Here is a 20,931-nt window from a genome sequence, read left to right as displayed (position 1 = left end):
ACCTGTATGAGCATCAGAGCACGTATAATCCCAATATGCCGGTCCGGGGGCTGATGTATTTCTCAAAGCTCTATGAAAAATATATTGCAGAGAATGATATTGATATCTACACAAGCACCCGGAAAGAACTGCCTTTTCCCCAGTACTTTGTGTTTTATAACGGGACAAAGGAAGAACCGGACCGGACGGAACTGAAACTGTCTGATTTATTCCGCGGTGTCACCGGGGAATATATTCCGAAGGATTCCGATGCAGTCCCCCATACAGCGGCAGGAAGGAAAGAACCCTGTCTGGAGTGTACCGCGACGATGTTGAACATCAACTACGGTCATAACAAAGAGCTGATGGAAAAGTGCCGGAGACTGAAGGAATACGCATATTTTGTGGAAGCAGTAAGAAGCAATCTTGCATCGGATATGCCGCTGCGGGAATCTGTATTGCGGGCAGTTAATGAATGTATAGAAAGAGACGTTCTGGCAGATATCCTGGTGTCGCAGAAAGCAGAGGTGGTCCAGATGATTCTGGAAACATTTGATCAGGAAAAACATGACGAGGCGATGAAGAAGGACTGGTATGAAGCGGGCAGGGAGGATGGACTGAAGGAAGGGCAGGAAGAAGGCAGAAAAGAAGGCAAAAAAGAAGGCAGAAAGGAAGGGCAGAAGCTAGAACGTGAGAACGGAATCCGTAGGATGATTGTATCATTACGTGACATAGGTATTCAGGAAACGCAGATCAAAAATGCGGTGGAGAAAGCTTACGGACTTTCTCCAGAAGCCGCAGAAAAATATTTGAAACAATATCTGGATCTGCAGGATGTAGAATAGATTCATAACCAGGGAAAGGGGCTGTCGGCCTGCCCCCGCGCATGTTTGCATAGGTAACAACAGAATACAGCATGATTAGAATAAATCCAATTCGAAGAAATCGAAGTTAATTCTTTGTTGCCCAATTTCAAAAAAGTCATTATAATAATCCAAGGATAAATTTCAGGGGAAGGCATGACTCATGCGAGTCGTTCCTTCCCCTGTTTAGAACTATTCATTTTCCGAAAGTCCCCTGTGAACCTGCATATATTTTCCCTGTTTTTCAAATTCGGAACTTTACTGTTGTATTCGGCAAAAGTTCATAATACTCTTCTCCTATTCTGAGTCTGCCGCCTTTCCGATCCGCTGTCACAGACAACAGACCTTCATGATATACAATATGCACGCTTCCGTTTTTCACAGGAACCATACAGTCCAGTTCCCTGAATATTCCATTTTCTTTCCCTGCCTTTGGATATACTTCGAACGTTTCATATCCCGGCTCCAACGGACGCACCCCCAGGAAATATCTTCCCAGCAGATAGATAGGGCTCGCGCCCCATGCATGACACAGACTCTTGCCATAAGGATCTCCGTACATGGCAAACCTCTCTTTCCCTGTCTGCCCCGGAATGTATTCTTCCCAGAAAGTCACCGCTCCTTCTTTGAGCATGCCGCCCCAGTATTCTTTCACACGTTCCAGCACTTCTCTGAGAAATCCCAGTTTTGCCATAGCATCCAGTTCAAAAAATTTGAAATACGGTGTAGTAATAATCGGGATACTGTCGTTGAGCAGCACAGATGATACGATTCTTTCCGTCTGATATGAGTCCGCAATGTCAAAGAGAACTGCCAGAAGATTTGCATGCCGGGTCACATTTCTTCGTCCGGATTCAAAGCTGTCGATGAATGCTCCCTTCTCTTCATCCCAAAAATATCTTATGATCTTTTCTTTAAGATCAGCCGCACAGTCTACATACTCTTCATATTCCCTTCCCAGAAGGCGCGCACAGTCTGCCATTGTCATAAAACATTTCAAAAAAAGCATCTGTTCAGCCGCTACAGCACCCGTTTTATCCAGTGTTTCCGCCCAGTCTATAAAGATCCAGTCACCTTTTCTTCCCTGAAGGAATCCGTTTTCATCCCTCTGTTCTTTCAGGAACTCCATCATGGCTTCCATTTTGTCATAAACCTGCTCTACAAATCCGAGATCTGCACTCATCCGGTAATAATCTGCAATTGAAATCAGCCAGAACATGGAATAGTCCACGATTGAATTAATATGCTGATGTATCTCCCTGTTTCCCCTGAGAGCCAGAATCGTTCTTTTATTGATCTCTTCATCAAAGAAGAGGTATGGATTAACAAAATAACTTTGATACGCATCTCCTGACCAGATCCATCTGTCTCTTTTTATCCCGTCAGTAAAGAACAGACCGCTGTTGAGACAGTATGTCTCTTTTGCCACTTCCCAGATTCTGTTTATTTCTTCATCGTCAGACTGAAACTTTGCTTTCACTTCAATCGGGAACCATTCGTGCACTGCACGGCACTGCACGCATTCCTTCCGGTCTGGAATGAAAATAAACCGGAACGCTCTCCTTCGTATCCTGCTCTCTTCCGTGATGCCATCCTGTCTGTAATAGCACCACTGCGGATCCAGTGCCTCATCCTCGGATTCCCCATAGCATACTGTCAGCGGATCCCCCGTGAATTTCAGCTCCAGTGTCCCGTTGACCATCCTTCCGAAATCATAAAGCCATCCACCGTTTTTCTCTTTTATATCAGAAGGATTTACATACTCCTTATTATAGTATACCTCATTCGGATCCTGCTCTCTTTCCGTGTAAAGAGAGGAACTGCCTGCCTGATAGGTCTCCTCAAAATCACAGACATTCCACGTCCCGTCTGTGCGTACTGTCTCTCCCTCTGCATAGATACAGGGAAGCGCACGCATATTTCCAATTCCAACTGTAATATCGACCCTGCCCGGTCCCGCAGTAATCACTTCACCGAGACGATGTTTTTCTCCATTTACCTCCACAAAGCCTACGCCGGTTCCATATATCGCAAAGTCCTCTTCTTTCTTCAGATCATAAGTTCTGGAAAAGCGAAGATTTTTCCTCCAGTCAGCCATTTTCCAGTACGCCGGCCAGTCATACCCTCTCTCTTCCCGCTGAAAATTCTGAAGCATTCCATGATAGATCTCAAAATCTCCCGGATACCATATCCAACCGTTTTTCCTTTTTGTTTCCATCCTGCTTTTTCTTCCTCCGTCGTTCATCTCAATCCGGCTGCCGATCACCAGTCCCCCGTTTTTCTGCCGGGTCATCCGAGGTATTATCCAGCCGGATGCGTACTGCGCCTCCGTCATGTACATAGACCGGACCATATGCTTCATCCCCGTTCCGCTTATAATCACACACCCATCTTTCCCCTTCAAAATGCCCTTCTTCAATGGAGAGGAACTGTGCCTGTGTACACATGGAGGATGAAAAGTATTCGTAAACGTTTTCTTCAGTAATATCCGGGCGGCGTCTGAATTCAATACATACTCCGCATCCGGCCACAAAGAATTCGTCCGGATGACCTTCAATGATCAGACAGCGTCCTCTTCGCTCCAGATGTTTCCGGTTTTCTTCTGCATAAAGGTTGATACGCGATCCGAAATACCCCCTCTTTTGCTTTTCCTGGTTCAGGAAATGAGCAAGGATATGGTATTTTTCCGTCATAATGTGCTGCCATGTTGCGAATTCCGCCTGAGTCACCGCATGTACTTTTCCATTTCCTCTGTTTAATATCAGAAGCGGAGCCAGGGCGGAAACCGCCCGCATCGATACTGCCACTTCTTCTGCCTCCGGGAGCAGTCTTCCTCCTTCAACAGCACTCTCCGCTCCAAAGCAGCAGATGCCTATCGCATTATAATCCGCCGCTGCAATCATAATATTCAGCCCGGCTCCCACACCGGAAATGCAGGATTCCGGAATAAACAGCGGATTATCTGTTCTCGCATACTTTTCACATGCTTTGCGATAATCCCGTTCTGCCTGAACATAAATATCCGGTCCGAACAAAGTGACAGATGTGGCGGTCTTTTTCCAGATATCCAGCACTCTTGCTACAGGGCCCCCGGAAATATAACAATGCCCCGGTTCTTCATATTCATTCACTTCTATTGATATATTCATCAGGTAGGGGATATCCAGTTTCCGCTTCCCCGCCCCGATCATTTCCTGAATATACACTGCCTGCTGCCATGCGGAAAATGCCTCGGCTGAATATTGTCCGAACCGCTCTTTCCACGTCCCGCTTCCATTATCATCTGTCCCGCACTCTGCAATCCTGACACTGCTCAGATATCCCGGTACATCTCCCCTGTATTCCTGCTCGGACTCGTCAGAATAATCTCTGTCTGTATGAACATACCCAACCTCATTTTCCACCTGAACTGCAATCACAGTTCCCCGGGTATCTTTTTTCGCCAGAAATTCCATCACTTTTTCAAATGCCCGTTTGTCCCGCTCCAGAGTTGCCCGGCATCCGGCCGACAAAGACTCTGTCGTACGGCCTCTCCCGTCCTTTACTCTGCGGTAGACTGAAGGATTTCTCTTTACATATTCCGGAGCATAGGTATACATACCGTTCTTGCTTGCCCCGAACCAGAGCGGGATCAGATATATGCCTGCGTCACCTGCCTGTTGTAAAAGCCGCTCCACAGAACTCAGATCATAGATTCCTTCCTCCGGTTCCACCTCGCACCAGTAAACGGGTGCCTCCAGGAGATTCCCTCCATACAGTTTTACCGCCTGCAGGGTTCTGTCCATCAATTCTGTACCTGCAGAAGAATTGTGGCACTGTAATCCCGTAAGAAATACCGGTTTTTTTGTTATCCTGTCTTTCAGAAATCCTTCTGTTCCGCTCTTCATACTTCTATCTCCATCCAATGCCTCTGTGCTACTTTTCCATACCATTTACCGCTGTCCCTGACAGTTCTCGTCTGAGTTGTAAAATCCACTTCTGTCAGTCCGTATCGGGCCGTAAATCCTCCATTCCATTCCCAGTTATCCATAAGCGACCACACATAATATCCCCGTATATCCGCGCCTTCTTCCATTGCCTTATGTATCCAGTACAAAAAACCTTTTATATACTCTATACGCTTCCGGTCATGGATCCGCCCTTCCTGTCCTGTTTTCTCATCCTCAACGGCCGTACCGTTTTCTGTTATATAGACCGGCACTCTCAGGCCATACTCTTCCCTAAGAATATGGATGGCATCATAAACCGCCTTCGGGTAAAATTCTCTGCCGCTGTCCTGGAAATTCCCGCCCTTTTTTTCTTCTTCCTGCCGCTGTTTAAGCAGCTCTTCGTCAGCACAGTCAACTACTCTGTTATAACAGTTTAATCCAAAGAAATCGATCGGGGTGCTGATCAGTGCGAAATCTTCCGCCTGCATCTTCGGCATGCAGTTTTCTTTCTCCATCCAGTCAAGAAGACATTTCGTATATTCTCCTTTAAGCAAAGGATTAAGATAAGAACGGTAAGTCTTTTCATTATTCAGGTCTGCTGTTTTTCTGTCTGCCTCATTATCGGGACGCAGAGGATGATGATGCCAGATATCTACTACAATTCCAATCCTGCTGTCTCTGATATTCTCTTCCCGGAAACGTCTCACGCCTTCACCATGGGCCATAAGCACATGATGATTTGCCTGACGTCCCATCGCTTCGCTCCTGTGTCCCGGTGCGAAAATTCCCTGTGCATACCCCACATATGTCGCAATCGGTTCATTAACTGTTGCCCGCAGCGGGATCCTCTTTCCGTATTCACGGAATAAAAGTGAAGCATATTCTCCATACCACTTCACAATATCTCTGTTCAGCCATCCGCCTCTCTCCTCCAGAGCCTGGGGCAGATCCCAGTGATACACCGTAGCATTAGGAACCATCCCGTATTTTTCCAGTTCATCTAATACTCTGTGGTAAAAATCAATCCCCTTCTGATTAACCTGCCCTGTTCCTTCCGGCAGTATACGCGACCAGGAAAAGGAGAATCGAAAGCTTTTCATTCCAAGCTCTGCCGCAAGCCTGATATCCTCTTTATATCTGTGGTAAAAGTCGCATGTCACGGAAGGTGTGGTCCCGTCTTTTATTCTGCCGGGCTTTGCCGCAAATGTATCCCATATAGATGCACCTCTTCCGTCCTCATATGCCGCCCCCTCGATCTGCGGGGCGCTTGTTGCCGTGCCGAACAGAAAACCGGGAGGAAATACCAGCCACTCTTTATGCATAATCCTCGATCCTCCATTCATCTTTCCAGTCAATATACACCATTCCCATGGGATGTTCCTCATCCGGCTCTGTAAATCTCAACGGAAGCCATACATAGTCTGCAATCGACGTATCTTTATCTTCTGCAGCCATCTCCACCGGAATTTCTTCATCAAAATCAGGATTGAATATACGTTCAAACACCTTTCTATAGTCATCATATTTTCTGTTCATTTCTAACGGCAGCCACCGGTCCGCCACTGCAATATACAGATCTTTCTTTCCTTCTACCTTAAAGACCGAAGAAATCTGCGAATGGAAAGATGTATTCGTCTTATCTTCCGGATGCGGATTCCCAATGACTGTGTACGGCCCATGCCACGTATGCGCTACTGCCACCTCTGACGGGTTGGGATAATATCCGGTTGTCCCGGAAGTAATAAGATAATGCATTCCTTTTCTCATAAAATGTGATGTTGCCTCCCTCACATAAGGGGGATATTTTCTCGGGAAATGTGTGCTGTAATACCCTGTCACATCCGTATAATCATCTGTCAGATCCGCACAGATCGTTTCTGTATGCGCCCTTTCGAAATAATAGTACCCTTTACCATCCTCTGCCGCCGCAAGGTCAAAATCCCCCGCATTCATTCCCAGAGGCCATAACTTTTCCCTTACTTTTGTGTAAGGACCGAGAATATGATCCGCAACCAGAACTGTTTCCCCGTTCCATACCTTGAGCCAGCACACATATTTTCCCGTCTTTTTATTATAAATAATATGAGGCCTGTCCATATGGGCGGACGGATGCAGACCAGATTCCGGATCATCCGGTTCCGGCGGAATAATGATTCCCTTGTCTTCCCAGTTATAAAGATCCCGCGACGCATAACAGCGGACTCCCCAGTGCCATATTCCATTGTCAGCGGTTGTTTTCTCCTTATTCTCGCCATACCAGTAATAAATACCGTCTACATAAATCACGCTTCCACCATGGGCATGAATCCTTTTTCCCTCCGTGTCCAGCCAAATCTGGCCTGGTTTTATAGAATTATACTTCATAAGCTGTCCTCCTGTTTTTCCTGTTTACTCATCCCTTTACGCTTCCCATTACCAATCCGGTTGTAAAATACTTCTGAAGGAACGGATATATCAACAGCAGCGGTATCATGGAAATAAAAAGCTGTGCCGCCCTGAGGTTCTGTCCGTTTACTGTCATCTTGTCAATCAGGCTCTGCAGATTTGCCGTATTCATCAGCATCTGGTCTGATGACTGAAGAACATTTTGAAGATATGTCTGCAGCGGATAATTTGCCGTATTATTCATGTAGATCCGCCCATCCATCCAGGAATTCCAGTGCGTCATGAATGTAAATAACGATATCGTTGCTATAGACGGCTTTGCAAGAGGAAGATAGAGTTTCATCAGAATCGTATGCTGCCTTGCGCCATCTACCAGTGCCGACTCTTCTATTTCCCTCGGAATCCCCCGAAAGAAATTCATCATAAGAACAATATTAAAGACATTGACTCCCACAGGCAGTACCAGCGCCCAGATAGTGTCAGTCAGGTTCATATCTTTTACCAGAAGATATGTCGGCACCAGTCCTGCATTGAAAATCATTACGAACATGAACAGCCACATATAGATTTTCCGTCCCGGGAAATCCCTGTCTTCCTTCGACAGAGGATACGCCGCGAGTACAGTCAGCAGAATTCCCAGCGGCACCCCGATAAGAAGTCTTTCAAAAGTAACTCTGAATGCCTGCCAGAACATCTCGTTTCCCATGACATATTTGTACGCTGCAAGCGTGAAGCCTTTCGGGAGAAATGTCACAAGGTTTGCATCTGTATATGCCGTGCTGCTGAAAGACAGTGCAAGAATATGCACCAGCGGAAGCAGACACAGCAAAAGAAGTATACAGATGATTGTATAATTAAATATATTAAATATAATTCGTCCCTTTGTCTTGTACTCTTTCATCATTAAAAGCCTCCTAAAACACTCTGTATCCCGCAAATTTATCCGCCAGCTTATTGGAGCCCGCAATCAGGATAAACGATACGAGCGATTTAAACAGTCCCACTGCCGTACTAAATGAATACTGCTGCTGCTGAATTCCCAGACGGTATACCAGGGTGTCAATAATGTCTCCGGATTCATATACCGAAACATTGTACAGATTGAACACCTGATCAAATCCGGCATTCAATATATTGCCTATAGACAAAATCGTCATCAGAACAATAAACATGGAGATACCCGGAATCGTAACATGGAGTGTCTGTTTCCACCTTCCCGCCCCGTCAATGGAGGCTGCCTCATACAGTGACGGGTCGATCCCCGTCAGTGCAGCAAGATAAACGATCGCATTATATCCGAAATTTTTCCAAACATCGCTGATTACAAGCGTCCACCGGAATGTGTCGTTATCTCCGAGGAAAAAGATCGGTTCATGCCCCAGAGCCTCGACGACACGGTTAATAAGTCCTCCATCCGTTTTGAGAATATTGGTCAGGATTCCCGCAAGAATAATCCATGAAATAAAATACGGAAGATATGTTATCGTCTGTGTCATCCGCTTAAACCATTTCAGACGTATTTCATTTAGAAGAAGCGCAAACACCAGAGGAATAATCAGATTGCCGATAATTTTCATCACAGCTATAATCAGTGTATTTCTCAGCGCGCGCAGTGTATCATCTGTCATGAATATGGTCTTAAAATGTTTCAGTCCGACCCACTCGGAACCTGCGATTCCGAGTGCGGGCTGATAATCTTTAAAGGCAATACTGAATCCCGTAAACATAGGTACGTAATTAAAAACCAGAATAAAGACCAGCGGTATCCATATCATAAGATGGAGCATCACATGATTTGAATTTATTTTTCTCTTTGCGCCGAATTTTTTCGGATTTTTCATATTCAATCATCCTTTCCGCCTATTCTGCCCGGGATTCCTGGTACCATTCGTCAGCCTCCTCTGTAATCTGCGCGCCTCCGAGTGCATTCCACTGTTCCAGGAAGGTATCATAGGAATCCACCTCCGCATTTCCTGTGATAATGTCAATCAAGGTCTCTTTCGTCAGAGTGATCAGACTTGTGGTGCATTCATTCATTTTTTCTGTTGCTGCAGCGTCATATGCAGAATAAATATAGTTATCCATCTCCATCATTTCATGCAGAGTCTGGTATGCGCAGTGATCCGCACCATATACCGACCAGTATAATACTCCCGCATTAAACGCGGCCAGTTCCTGCTCATCGAGTTCAGAACGTCTGTCCCGGTTTTCATAATAAGCCATCATGGCATTATAATCTCTCTGGTTCTCAGCATTCAGATTTTCCGTGCTTCCTGTCTTCAGAGCCTCCTGGATGCGCCCCCAGCCTACCATGTTTTTATCAGGTACTGCAAAGCCGCACACTGCCAGTGAATATCCCGTATATTTTCCTGCAAGTCCGTTGTACTTCTCATATTCTTCCTGCGAAAGCGTATCCGGCTGCGCCAGATAATGCATACTGAGATTTACTACCTTGAAAAACGCCTCCATATCATCATATTTGCTGCTCATTGTGTAATACTGAGACGGCAGCGCCGTATAAAACGCCTGTCCCCTGTCATCTTCTGTTTTTCCCGGGATCGGTACAGAGATAAATTCCGCATCCGGCTGCGTTTCCAACGCATTTTTCCACGGTGTTTCCGCTCCCATGAAAAGGGAAAAGGCCATTCCAACTTTGCCTGCTGCCATATCCTGGAAGATCTGATCCTGACCTGCAGTCACAAAGTCTTTGGAAATAATACCATTGTCATACATATCCCGGAGCATGGAAAGCCCCTCTTTCATTTCTTCTGACTTGGCTCCGCCATATACTGCTTTTCCGTCAACATCTATAAAAGGAATCACGTTTGAATAATATCCGGGCTGCGCACCGAACATTTCAAAAAACGTAGCAACGTCTCCTATACTGTGGAATACATCTTTTCCGTTCAAAGCCAGCCCGTATGTATCATTCTGTCCGTTCTGATCCGGATCATCCTGCGCAAAGGCCCTTGCGACCTCGTAGAATTCCTCAACAGTCTTCGGCGCTTCCAGTCCAAGATTATCCAGCCAGTCCTTCCGGATCCACAGAATCGGCATTCCGTCGTTCGGTGTTGCCACTACAGGAAGGGCGTAAAGCTTTCCGTCCACAGTTGCTGCCTTCAGAGCTCTCTGTCCCGCTTCGGTACTGTAATATTCTTTCATCTCATCCGATGCATATTTTTCAAAACCGTCCGTCAGATCCGCAAATACTCCCTGTTCTGCCCATCCTGTAAAATTCTTCGCATCTACATCCATAAAATCCGGATACTCTCCTGACATAATGCACATGGAGAGCTTTTCCGTTTTCTGTGAAACATCTACGTCATAGATTACCTCCAGTTCAATCCCGTTTTCTCTGTACAAATCAAGCCATGCATTATCCTCGGCGGTCTCATCTCCCTGATAGGAAAAGCTTGTATCCCTGGCAAACCCTACTTTCATAGTGGAAAGTCCTGTTCCATCTTCGCCTGCAGAAGAAGTCTTTGCAGGTGTATCTCCTGATTTCTGTACACTGCACGCAGTGAGAGAAAACACCATGCTAGCTCCGACCAGAATCGTACATATTTTCCTCATTTTCCCTTTCATACTCATCGCTCCTTTGTTATTTTTTATATTTTTTTTACTTCTTTATCTACATTTTAGTTATTCTGCACATTTTTTCTATGTGCACTTTTTGTCATATGGTGCATTTTTTAACTACCTGAAAAAAGTGCTGCCCTGCAGCTCTAAGCCGGGGCAGCACTTCTGCGGTGCATAACCTATAATTCAACTCGTAAGGATTAAGCAAAAGCGTTTTTATAACCCTTCTTTTCTTCTCCCATAATCTCTCCGATACTCCTGAGGAGTCACTCCCAGTTCGCGGCGGAAAGCCCGGGCAAACGCCTGCGGGGACTGATATCCCAGACTCCCCGCGATACTCTGCACTGTCTGATCCGTTTCCACCAGCATCCGCTTTGCCTCACTGAGTTTCTGGCGCATAATATAGACAGACAGCTTCTCTTTTCCATAAATCCGAAATATTTTTGACAAATACGCCGGCGAATAGTGAAAAACCTCTGCAATGGATGCCGCTGTCAGATCTTCCTTTCTGTGTTCCCGAATATAATTTTTGATAATTTCTATCATTTGTCGTTCACTCTGATCTGATTCTCCATATTCCTCGTAAGTTATCATCTGCTTTACCTTTTCCTCAGAGAAAATCTGTTTCACCTCTTCTATCTGTTTTCTGGCATGCTCCACAGTATCTCTTCGTGACCTGGAATCCCGGATCCGGTTTGCAGCCTCTTCAATCTTCCTGCAGATCACACTCTCTTTTTCGGCTTTGACCACATAACTGCATGGTCTGATTTTATTTGCCCTGTAGATATATTCAAATTCCTCATAAGCCGTCAACAGTATTACTTCCATTTCCGGGCAGTTCTCCGCGGCGTATTCCAGGAGCTGAAATCCGTCAGTAACCGGCATAACCAGGTCTGTCAGCAGCAGATCCACTTTTTCCTCCTCCAGTCTCTTTTTCGCTCTTGTTCCGGAATAGAGCACCTCAATCTCCGCATCCTGTCCTATTGTTTCTTCTACCAGACTTCCTATATATTCGGCTATTTCCATCTCGTCGTCAACTACCAGAACTTTCCATTTGCTCATAGGTTTTTCCTCCGTTTAGCTCGGCAATAGTCCGTATTGCACCTTTTTCCGTTTTCTCATATCTGAGACAGTAGTTTTCCCCGTAAAAAAGCTTTATTCTTCTGTTTATATTGATAGTGGAAGTAATTTCAGCCTCCTCCGGCGGAGACTGAACTCTGAGATTCATCTCATCAATCTCCGCCTGATTTATTTCTATCCCGGATTCCTCGATGATAACACTGAATTTTTCTTTATCTCTTTCAAAATACAGGCTGATTTCCCCATTTTCTTCAATTCGTTCCACTCCATACTTCACAGCATTTTCCACAAGCGGCTGTAAAAGGAGTCTCGGCACAGGAAGCTTTTTCATCTCTTCCGGACACGGCTCTACTCTGAACTGAAACCGGTTTGCAAAGCGCGCTCCCTGGATGCTCATATAAGTACAGATACACGCAAGTTCCTCCTCCAGAGGAATCACATCTCTCCTGTTTCTGTTCATAAACCGGAAATAATCGCTCAGCAGTCCCGCCATGTGTTCTGCTCCTTCATTATCCCCCCGCTTAATTCTGATTTTTATAAACAGCAGCGTATTATAAAGGAAATGAGGATTTATCTGTGCCTGGAGCTGCTTGAGCTGTTCCCTCTGCAGGTCGATCTGCGCAAGATAATTTTCCCGGATATTCTGCGAAAGCCGCTTGCTCATCTCATTAAACCCTGTATAAAGATGGGCGAACTCATCTCTTGTACTCGCCTCCACAGTGACAGCTTCATCTCCGTCTTTAATTTTGTCAAATGCGGAGCACAGCACCTGAACCGGACGCCTGATATATCGTCTTACATACAGCAGAAACAGTAGAAACACCGCCAGATTCACTGTCAGAATCAGCGGAACAAGATAAAAGCTTTCCTTTATATCCTGGAATACAGCGTTGTAAGACCGGCAGGTCAGAACATCAATTCTATGTCCATAATCTCCAATATATGAGCAGAAGTATTCTCCGTTTTTTCCGGTAACCTGAAACGTTCCGCCCCTCTCTTCCTCTTTTCCTTCCCGGTAATATTCAAGCATCTGCCGGAGCGTCTCCTCATCTCTGACATTCTCCATAAGAACTTCCCCGTCAATCAGAATCGCCGCCTGCGCCATGTCATCATTACTCAACTGCTGTAAAAGTTCCTGAAATTTGTATCCGGAAATTGTCATACGGCAGATTGCCCTCACCTGATCGCGCCCGGTTCCCTGCGAAAAATTTCCTATATAAATCCGGACATTGCCATGATCCACGGTAAGCGTCTCTGGATTCTCAAAATATGCATCTATCGCCTGTTGGTCTTCTTCATTCATTTCCGCCCAGTAACTGTAATGGATTGTCAGACTATTTCTTAACAGATAAACCTCCATATCAGAGATAAACCACTCCATGAACCGATACCACTGCATACGATTCTGAATATCCACAATTTTCTCCGAGCGCTCAAGTACATCATAATATTCCCACATATCCGACAACAAATAGAGAGCGGGTTCATTATACAAATCCTGGGCATAAAATTCCGCTTCCTCTATTTTAGAATAAAAATTTTCAAAAATCTGCTGATCACGGCTAAATGTTGTCTCCCTGACGCTGCTGATGGTGTCTCTCTGAAAATTGTCGTACAATTTCAAAAAAAACGTTATTTCCATTAGAAGCGTCAGCAGCAAAATGCACATCAGTTTAAACGCTACCGTCTTATACCACGGAAGTTTTTTCTCCATTGCCGCCGCCCCCTCTCTCTTTCCCTTATTATACAGAAAAAGCACACGAAAAGTAATCCTTTTCCCGTGTGTCTTTTTCCTTTATTATTCAGTTTTACATCATTGATTCAGAACTTTCAGAAAATACCTGATATCATCTTCTTTCAGCGTATTATCTACTCTTCTGAGCGTCTGGAAACTCATTAATGTTCCCATTGTCCGTATCAGAGGATTTGCATCCATGCAATAATGCAGGAAACGGCGGCAATCCGGATAGCCGGCAAACAGTTCTTCCAGGGTCTCCTTCTTTCCATAAATCTCCAGCATGTCTCCAAGACAGGTATCCTCTGTTATCGGCGCCAGCGTCCTGTCCTGTCCGATCACAATCTCCTGTTCAAGGCAGATGTCTCTGGAAGAACGTCCGGCCTCGATCACATACGTTCCTCCTTCCACACTCCAGCAGTCTGCATCGCCATCATATATGCTGTATGCATATTTTTCCAATGCTATGGTAATTCTCCTTTTTTCTCCGGCTCTGAGAAATACCTTCTCAAATCCGGCCAGCTCCCGTATCGGACAGTCATACAGAATGCCGGGCTTTCTTACATAGATCTGCACGATTTCCCCGCCATCTCTGTTTCCGGTATTTTCCACATCCAGGCTCACCGTTTTTCCTTCACAGCCAATCTCCAGACCACTGTAGGAAAATGTAGTATATGACAGTCCATACCCGAAAGGAAACCGGACTTCCATTTCTTTCTTGTCGTAATACCGGTATCCCACATATATCCGTTCGGCATATACAACATTATCGAGACTGCCGGGGAAATTCAGATAGCTTGGATTGTCCGATAATTTCACCGGGATTGTCTCTGCCAGTTTTCCGCACGGATTTGCCCTTCCAAACAGCAGGTCTGCCACTGCACTCCCTCCTGCTTCCCCAGGGAGGCAGGCGTCAAGCACAGCCCTAACCTGATGTATCCACGGCATTTCCACAGGGGCCCCATGAAATAATACAACTGCCACCTGCGGATTTACTTCAAGAATCTTCATGAGAAGCTCTTCCTGGCACTTCGGAAGCCTCATATGCATTCTGTCATAGCCTTCTGATTCATAGATTTCCGGAAGTCCCATACAGAAAATAACTTTATCCGCGTCCTGTGCAGTCTTTACCGCTTCCTCCATCAGAGCCTCGTCTGTGACATCATCATCATACCCCTGCGAATACACAGCACCGGGACAGATTCTTCTCACCGCATCGTTCACCTGTTCCAGACAGTACGGTGTGACATGGGAGCTTCCTCCCCCCTGAAACCTCAGTTTTCCGGCCATTCCTCCTATCACTGCAATACGATCATCGGGTGATACCGGAAGAAAATTTTCCTCGTTTTTCAGCAGAACCATGCTTTCCCGTGCCAGCTTCTCCGCAAACCGGTGATGCTGTTCCGGATCATACTGTGTATTCCTTCTGGAATCTCTGCATTTCAGGGACAGCTCCACAGTGGGCGCTACACTTGCATCCAGTTCTTCTTCCGTCAGACTCCCTCTGCTGATCAGTTCGCCGACTTCTTCTGCCAGACGCTCTGCCGATTCCCCGGCCATCTGAAGATTCAACCCGTTTTTTACCGCTTTCGCCAGATTATGAGCCCCAAAACAGTCCGTGACTACATTTCCCTGATACCCCCATTCTCCCCGCAGCGTATCACGCAGTAATTTTCCGCTCTCGGCGCCATACTCTCCATTCACGCGATTATACGCGCTCATCACCATATAGGGCTTACCTGTACGAACAGGCTTTTCAAAGGCTTTAAGATATATTTCATGCAATGTACGGTTGTCTATATGCTCGTTGACAGTCATGCGCCGGGTCTCCTGATTGTTGCACGCGAAATGTTTCACGCATGCACCTGTTCCCTCCTCCTGCAGTCCAAGAACATATTCGGTTGCAAGCTCTGAGGTCAGTACCGGATCCTCTGAATAGTATTCAAAGTTTCTTCCCCCCAGAGGACTCCTCTTTATATTGCAGCCCGGTCCCAGCAATACACTTACGCCTTCTGCCTGAGCTTCTGCTCCAAGACAGTGTCCCAGTTCCCGCAGAAGTTCTCTGTCCCACGAACATGCATAGGTACTTGCTGAAGGATAGGAAGTAAGAGGCACAGTATCATAAATATCCTCCGAATCAGCACTCTTCATTTTACGTATCCCGGAGGGGCCATCCGCCAGCAGAAATCCTGACAGTCCGTATTTTCCCACGTCTGTCTGTTCCATTACATACTGAGACAGCAAAGATGCTTTTTCTTCCAGACTCATAGATTTCAGAATTTTTTCCACTTCTTTTTTTAATGTTTTCATTTTTGTCTCCTGTCTGTTTGATTTTTCTTATCCGCTTTGTTATACTAAACCCTGTACACAAGACAGCATTTTTCTTCTGTATACTTGCATTTTAGCGCTTTTCTTTATCTCTAAACAGCTATTTTGTTGACAAAAAATATATTATTTTTTTACCTGATAAGGAGGCCTGTATGAAATATCCCTATGAAATCGTCACTAACTCCAACCTGCTTCCTGCCCGTTTCACCGCAACATGGAACCCTGTGGCCGAGTATTACCCGCCTCACTGGCACACAGACATAGAACTGATCTTTCTTCTGGAGGGATCACTCTTTATTACAATTAACGGAACCGTTATAACACTTACTCCCGACAGTTTTATTCTGATCGGTTCCAACCGAATCCATTCCATACAATCCGGAGAAGCTACTTCCGGATATATGCTGCAGCTCTCCCTGAATTTTGTAAAAGAGAACTGTCCCGATTGCAGTCATATTGCCTTTGATACCTGCATCGGAGAAACTTTTTCCGCAGACGGGAGGATGGCAGTGCGCAAAATCCTGGATAATCTGTGTACTTCTTCAAGTCCTGACGAGACTTATCTCCATCTGCTTCAAAAATCTCTTCTCTATCAGCTTCTCTATGTTATCATGAAGGACTTTCAGTCAGAGGACTCCGCCCCTTGCCCGATCCTCGATGAAAAGAATTCCGAAAGACTGATTTCTATTGTCGATTATCTGAATTCTCATTTTCAGGAAGCACTTTCTCTTTCTGCTGTTTCAGAACTATTCGGGCTGTCACCAGCATATTTATCGCGATTCTTTAAGAAATATATTGGCATGACATATACTGCATATCTGGATATGCTCCGCCTAAATCTCGCTCATCATCTGATACTGTATACAGATTTTTCGGTACAGCAGATCTTCGAAGCCAGCGGTTTCTGCAATTATCCGGTTTTTGTAAGAAAATTCAGGGAAAAATACGGCAAACCGCCGCTGCAGCTCAGGAAGTCCTGTTCACCTGCAGCCGGCAAAGCACATAGATCGGAAGAAGCATAATGAGGCAATGGAAAGGGGACCCTCTCGGATCCCCTTAATATTAATAAATTATGTGTATTTCCTATCATTCAGTTCTCTGCAGTCTATACGTTCTTCATCTCCCGTCCGGCTCTCAGCATCCGGAACATCCGCCGCGCTGCCTGCAGGTACAGTTCTTCCGCCCTGCCAAGCGCCTCGTCAAGAGGCATGACTGCATTTACGGTAGTAAGGATGGATTCGATGCCGTAGTCAAAGATATCCTCCGCACCTTTTCCCATACTTCCCACAACTGCCACGGCGGGGATCCCCGCTTTCCTGCAGTGGACGCCCACGCCCTGCATCACCTTGCCGAAGACAGACTGCCAGTCTGTGGAACCTTCCCCTGTGACAACCAGCGACACGCCTTCCAGTTTCCGATCAAATTCCACCAGGTCAAGTACGGTCTCGATTCCTGATTTGAGCGTACCGTTCAGGAAAACCATGAGAGCGGCTCCAAGTCCGCCTGCGGCTCCTGCACCGGGCACCTCGTCCATATTGACTCCGAACTGGTTCTTCAGGATATCGCGGTAGTTGCACATTCCTTTTTCCAGCTCCTCAAGGATCTCCGGCGTACCGCCCTTCTGTTTTCCAAAGGTGTGGGTCGCCCCTTTTTCTCCGCAGAGAGGATTCGTCACATCACACATGACGGTAAACTTACATTCCTTTACACGGGGATCAAGCCCCGATACGTCAATGCTCCGTATTTCCGCCAGATCTGCCCCGCACCCGGAGAGTTCCTGACCGTTTTCATCCAGGAAACGGACTCCCAGCGCCCTCATACAGCCGATGCCGCCGTCGTTTGTTGCGGAACCGCCGATGGCAATCGAAATATCACGGAAACCTTTGCCAAGAGCGTCTGCAATCATCTCCCCGGTTCCGTAGGAAGTTGTCTTTCTCGGATCTCTCTGCTCACTCGGGACAAGGGGCAGCCCTGAGGCTGCCGCCATCTCCATGACAGCTCTTCTGTCATCAAGTTTTCCGTAGTAAGCAGATATTTCTTCCCAGAGAGGACCGTGAACGGAAACTGCTATTTTCTCTCCGTTTACCGCTGAGAGCACTGCATCCGTCGTTCCCTCTCCTCCGTCTGCCACTTCAATACTGCTGTACTCACATCCGGGAAAGATCTCCGACGCCGCCTGTGCAAGAAGCTCAGCGGTCCTCTTTGAAGACAGAGTTCCTTTAAATGAATCGGATGCAAATAAAAATTTCATAGGTCCCTCCTTATCAGTGCAGGAAAAGCGAAAGGATGAAGATCTCCACCATACTTGAAATACCAAGTATCAGGGTTGCAACTGTCTGTGTCTTGTATCCTTTCTCCGGCGTCATGGCTCCGAAGTTTGTCACAACCCAGAAATAGGAATCGTTAGCATGGGATACTGTCATGGCTCCTGCACCAATTGCCATAACGGTAAGCGCTGTTCTGACAGGTGTCGCCAGTCCGAGCACCGGAAGAATCGGCGCCACAATACCTGCTGTCGTCGTAAGTGCCACTGTGGAAGACCCCTGCGCTGTCTTCAGGATCGCCGCCAGAATGAACGGGAAGAAGATGCCGATTGTCTCCAGAAGAGCCGCGTTCTGTGTAATGTAGTTGATCATGTCCGTGGAAGAGATAACTTTTCCAAGAACGCCGCCTGCCGCCGTAACAAAAAGGATCGGTCCTACCGTCTTTAACGTATCGTCTGTCAGCTTGTAGAAATTGCCCAGCTTCTTCGCTCCTGCCAGCTGGATCACGCCGAATACAGTACCGACTGCAAGAGCAATGATCGGTGTGCCGAGGAACTGCAGGATATCACTTGCCAGTCCGGTCCATCCGGCCATGGAAGCGATGGAGCTCAATCCCATCAGGATGATCGGGATAATGATCGGCGCAAGAGCATTGAAGCCGTTTGGAAGTTTTCCGTACTCCGCTACAAGTTCTTCGTATGTTTTCTTTACATCATTGGCATTTGCCTCATCGTCAGATGTCACCTTTTTGCCGATATAGTTTGCATAAAAATATCCGGCAATCAGCGGGAAGATGGAGCAGAGCGCGCCCATTCCCATGACGAGAAGCATATTGTTGCCGATGCCAAGCGTGGAAGCCGCTGCGATCGGTCCCGGTGTCGGCGGGATGAACACATGCGAAATATAAAGTCCGCTGGCAAGAGCTACCGTCATGGCAACCGAGGAGGTTCCCGTGCGGTTTACAAGAGCCTTTCTGATCGGGTTGAGGATAACGAAACCCGAATCACAGAATACCGGGATAGATACAACCCAGCCCATAAGCTCAATGGCAAGTTCCGGATGGTTTTTCCCGACGAGACGGATCACCATATCCGCAAGCTTCAGCGCTGCTCCTGTTTCTTCCAGGATCGTTCCGATCAGCGCGCCGAGGATAATTACGATACCGATGCTCGTAAATGTCCCGGAAAATCCGGCTCCGATTACATTTGCCAACCCCTGTGTGACAGTGCCGTCCTCTGCCGTCTGGTCAACAAGCGGAATGCCCGCCACCAGTCCGAGGATCAGCGAGATTGCCATGATCGCAAGAAATGGATGAATCTTGAATTTTGAAATAGCTACGATCATGACGATAATCGCGATAACGAACGCGATTATAAGTGGAAAACCAGTCATAAATATAACCCCCTTTTCTCTGGTGTTTTCTGGTATGCACCTATTTTAGCAGGGGATTTTTTCGAAATTCAGAACGCCGCAGCACAAAACGAGGGGCAAATTTTGTGTCGTCAGCACAAAACATATGTTCGTTCTCTTCACTGTAAGCGGAACCGTTTTACGGGGTCATATACAGATAGAGATAGATAAGCAGCCATTTGTCCCGGGGCGATGCCTGGGGATTTACATTGAGCATGTCGCGGACTTTATTATACCGGTAGACGAACGTGTTCTTGTGCATGAAGATCTGTCTCGCCGCCGCGGCAATATTGAAGTCATTGTCAATCAGGCTGCCCACCAGCTCGCAGTAATCTTTCTTAAACTCGCTCGACAAACTGCTTCCGAACACATTGAATATCTGCTGCAGTTCCTTCTGGGGGAGCAGCTGCTGTATGTATTTTCCTGCATTGTCATAAAAATATACTGCCGTGTGTTCCGAATGGATATTATCCGCCAGCCAGCGGCAGTGCCGGTAAGCGCAGTAATACTGGGTAAAATTGCTCTGAAAGGTTCCTACAAAGAACCGGCACCCGATATTTTCCTTCCGCATCCACTTCAGCGCGCCGCCCAGATAGTCCGCGAGAATGTATTTATAATCCGAAAAGATATTCTCTTTCGATGTGTCCAGCGTTTTATAGACGAGCACATACTTATCGTCCAGAGTAAAACTGATGTCCTCCCCGCCATGGGAACTGCTGCTCTTTATCGTCTCAAGCAGGGCGTCCACATACTTCGGCTGTTCCGGCCGGCAGAGCACCGGAATACGCACAATATCCTCATGGTAATTCAGTTCCCGTGCAAGCCCCCGGATATAGTTCGGGTCAGGATTCGGTTCATGGGTCAGCATCTCCGCAAACCGCTCTTTCCTTGTCTGTCTCCGGATCGACTGAAGCTTCTGGTTTTCATATTTGATCATCGTCTCGATGGCCATCTTGGTGATAAGCGCAACCGGGCGGATCTCATCGGGATTGCCTGTTACGCCGACCACGCCCTCCCGCCTTCCGTCTATGTCTATAACCATATTCATTCCCCGGAGCACCCCCGGATAATCATGATCGCCTTCCACAGTTATGATATCCTTACCGCCGTGAACGATCTGATATGCCGCCTCGTGGAATGTCCCCACCCGCTCCGGATCCCGGCTGGCGATAATGACGCCGTCTTCATTCATGATATTTACATTGTAACTGGTATATTCTGTCACTCTCTCAATCAGTTTTTTTGCCAGAGATACGTCAAGCATCTGAATGCGCTCCCTTCCGGAAATTAATTTCTTTCGTTCAACATTTATTATTTTACTTCAATAATCCTTCCGTGAAAAGAGTTTTTTAGGGGCTGCGCACTGCACAGCCCCCCCT

14 protein-coding genes and 2 pseudogenes are annotated in these 20,931 nt (G+C 46.6%); 2 read left to right on the top strand and 14 right to left on the bottom strand.

Annotated features, from left to right (window positions below; genetic code table 11):
* Positions 1-824: pseudogene (locus tag B5F07_RS22605) on the top strand (hypothetical protein); the annotation flags it as partial.
* 28 nt (positions 825-852) lie between these two features.
* Here the strand turns inward: B5F07_RS22605 and B5F07_RS23685 are convergent.
* The 11 genes and pseudogenes from B5F07_RS23685 to B5F07_RS08120 form a co-directional block, all read right to left on the bottom strand.
* Positions 853-977: pseudogene (locus tag B5F07_RS23685) on the bottom strand (transposase); the annotation flags it as partial.
* A gap of 109 nt (positions 978-1,086) precedes the next feature.
* Positions 1,087-3,195 carry an alpha-L-rhamnosidase-related protein gene (locus B5F07_RS08165; RefSeq protein WP_242972468.1) on the bottom strand — a complete coding sequence of 703 codons (2,109 nt, stop codon included), beginning with the start codon at positions 3,193-3,195 and terminating at the stop codon, positions 1,087-1,089.
* Positions 3,089-4,729 (bottom strand): DUF5597 domain-containing protein, encoded by a 1,641-nt coding sequence (locus B5F07_RS08160; RefSeq protein WP_162613078.1) that lies wholly within the window; start codon positions 4,727-4,729, stop codon positions 3,089-3,091. The genes B5F07_RS08165 and B5F07_RS08160 overlap by 107 nt, the downstream gene beginning before the upstream one ends.
* On the bottom strand, positions 4,726-6,093 hold the full coding sequence (locus tag B5F07_RS08155) for a GH1 family beta-glucosidase (RefSeq protein WP_087160784.1): 1,368 nt from the start codon (positions 6,091-6,093) through the stop codon (positions 4,726-4,728). Before B5F07_RS08155 ends, B5F07_RS08160 begins: the two co-directional genes overlap by 4 nt.
* A complete protein-coding gene (locus tag B5F07_RS08150) occupies positions 6,086-7,135 on the bottom strand; it encodes a family 43 glycosylhydrolase (protein WP_087160783.1) in 1,050 nt (349 codons plus the stop codon). Before B5F07_RS08150 ends, B5F07_RS08155 begins: the two co-directional genes overlap by 8 nt.
* A gap of 28 nt (positions 7,136-7,163) precedes the next feature.
* Positions 7,164-8,060 carry a carbohydrate ABC transporter permease gene (locus tag B5F07_RS08145; RefSeq protein ID WP_242972467.1) on the bottom strand — a complete coding sequence of 299 codons (897 nt, stop codon included), beginning with the start codon at positions 8,058-8,060 and terminating at the stop codon, positions 7,164-7,166.
* A 10-nt stretch (positions 8,061-8,070) separates the two neighbouring features.
* Positions 8,071-8,997: an ABC transporter permease gene (locus B5F07_RS08140; protein ID WP_087160782.1), complete on the bottom strand. Its 927-nt coding sequence runs from the start codon at positions 8,995-8,997 to the stop codon at positions 8,071-8,073.
* Positions 8,998-9,016: 19 nt separating this feature from the next.
* Positions 9,017-10,741, bottom strand: a complete 1,725-nt coding sequence (locus B5F07_RS08135) for an extracellular solute-binding protein (protein ID WP_162613077.1) — start codon at positions 10,739-10,741, stop codon at positions 9,017-9,019.
* A 210-nt stretch (positions 10,742-10,951) separates the two neighbouring features.
* Positions 10,952-11,797, bottom strand: a complete 846-nt coding sequence (locus B5F07_RS08130) for a helix-turn-helix domain-containing protein (RefSeq protein WP_087160780.1) — start codon at positions 11,795-11,797, stop codon at positions 10,952-10,954.
* Positions 11,769-13,529: a sensor histidine kinase gene (locus B5F07_RS08125; protein ID WP_140397990.1), complete on the bottom strand. Its 1,761-nt coding sequence runs from the start codon at positions 13,527-13,529 to the stop codon at positions 11,769-11,771. Before B5F07_RS08125 ends, B5F07_RS08130 begins: the two co-directional genes overlap by 29 nt.
* Positions 13,530-13,628: 99 nt before the next feature.
* On the bottom strand, positions 13,629-15,860 hold the full coding sequence (locus B5F07_RS08120) for a beta-glucosidase (protein ID WP_087160778.1): 2,232 nt from the start codon (positions 15,858-15,860) through the stop codon (positions 13,629-13,631).
* A gap of 170 nt (positions 15,861-16,030) precedes the next feature.
* Between B5F07_RS08120 and B5F07_RS08115 the strand changes: the two genes are divergently transcribed.
* Positions 16,031-16,900, top strand: a complete 870-nt coding sequence (locus B5F07_RS08115) for an AraC family transcriptional regulator (RefSeq protein WP_087160777.1) — start codon at positions 16,031-16,033, stop codon at positions 16,898-16,900.
* 83 nt (positions 16,901-16,983) lie between these two features.
* Here B5F07_RS08115 and B5F07_RS08110 read toward each other — a convergent pair whose 3' ends face one another.
* The 3 genes from B5F07_RS08110 to B5F07_RS08100 form a co-directional block, all read right to left on the bottom strand.
* Complete coding sequence (locus B5F07_RS08110; RefSeq protein WP_087160776.1) at positions 16,984-18,129, bottom strand: glycerate kinase family protein; 1,146 nt, start codon at positions 18,127-18,129, stop codon at positions 16,984-16,986.
* A gap of 13 nt (positions 18,130-18,142) precedes the next feature.
* Positions 18,143-19,534, bottom strand: a complete 1,392-nt coding sequence (locus B5F07_RS08105) for a GntP family permease (protein WP_087160775.1) — start codon at positions 19,532-19,534, stop codon at positions 18,143-18,145.
* Between the two features lie 157 nt (positions 19,535-19,691).
* Entirely contained in the window at positions 19,692-20,816 is a 1,125-nt protein-coding gene (locus tag B5F07_RS08100; protein WP_087160774.1) for a CdaR family transcriptional regulator, read from the bottom strand.
* Positions 20,817-20,931: the final 115 nt, after the last annotated feature.

Origin of the sequence: Lachnoclostridium sp. An169 (genome assembly GCF_002160525.1) — a bacterium.
GTDB classification, from domain to species: Bacteria; Bacillota; Clostridia; order Lachnospirales; family Lachnospiraceae; genus Mediterraneibacter; species Mediterraneibacter cottocaccae.
Note: the sequence above shows the minus strand (reverse complement) of the source record. Positions and strands in the feature narration are given on the sequence as shown.

What these genes read in the sequence shown, in the direction of transcription:
- B5F07_RS08165 (WP_242972468.1), bottom strand. Translation starts at nt 3,195, where the DNA reads ATGGTCCGGTCTATGTACATGACGGAGGCGCAGTACGCATCCGGCTGG.
- B5F07_RS08105 (WP_087160775.1), bottom strand. Translation starts at nt 19,534, where the DNA reads ATGACTGGTTTTCCACTTATAATCGCGTTCGTTATCGCGATTATCGTC.
- B5F07_RS08125 (WP_140397990.1), bottom strand. Translation starts at nt 13,529, where the DNA reads ATGGAGAAAAAACTTCCGTGGTATAAGACGGTAGCGTTTAAACTGATG.
- B5F07_RS08145 (WP_242972467.1), bottom strand. Translation starts at nt 8,060, where the DNA reads ATGATGAAAGAGTACAAGACAAAGGGACGAATTATATTTAATATATTT.
- B5F07_RS08120 (WP_087160778.1), bottom strand. Translation starts at nt 15,860, where the DNA reads ATGAAAACATTAAAAAAAGAAGTGGAAAAAATTCTGAAATCTATGAGT.
- B5F07_RS08100 (WP_087160774.1), bottom strand. Translation starts at nt 20,816, where the DNA reads ATGCTTGACGTATCTCTGGCAAAAAAACTGATTGAGAGAGTGACAGAA.
- B5F07_RS08160 (WP_162613078.1), bottom strand. Translation starts at nt 4,729, where the DNA reads ATGAAGAGCGGAACAGAAGGATTTCTGAAAGACAGGATAACAAAAAAA.
- B5F07_RS08115 (WP_087160777.1), top strand. Translation starts at nt 16,031, where the DNA reads ATGAAATATCCCTATGAAATCGTCACTAACTCCAACCTGCTTCCTGCC.
- B5F07_RS08130 (WP_087160780.1), bottom strand. Translation starts at nt 11,797, where the DNA reads ATGAGCAAATGGAAAGTTCTGGTAGTTGACGACGAGATGGAAATAGCC.
- B5F07_RS08110 (WP_087160776.1), bottom strand. Translation starts at nt 18,129, where the DNA reads ATGAAATTTTTATTTGCATCCGATTCATTTAAAGGAACTCTGTCTTCA.
- B5F07_RS08135 (WP_162613077.1), bottom strand. Translation starts at nt 10,741, where the DNA reads ATGAAAGGGAAAATGAGGAAAATATGTACGATTCTGGTCGGAGCTAGC.
- B5F07_RS08140 (WP_087160782.1), bottom strand. Translation starts at nt 8,997, where the DNA reads ATGAAAAATCCGAAAAAATTCGGCGCAAAGAGAAAAATAAATTCAAAT.
- B5F07_RS08155 (WP_087160784.1), bottom strand. Translation starts at nt 6,093, where the DNA reads ATGCATAAAGAGTGGCTGGTATTTCCTCCCGGTTTTCTGTTCGGCACG.
- B5F07_RS08150 (WP_087160783.1), bottom strand. Translation starts at nt 7,135, where the DNA reads ATGAAGTATAATTCTATAAAACCAGGCCAGATTTGGCTGGACACGGAG.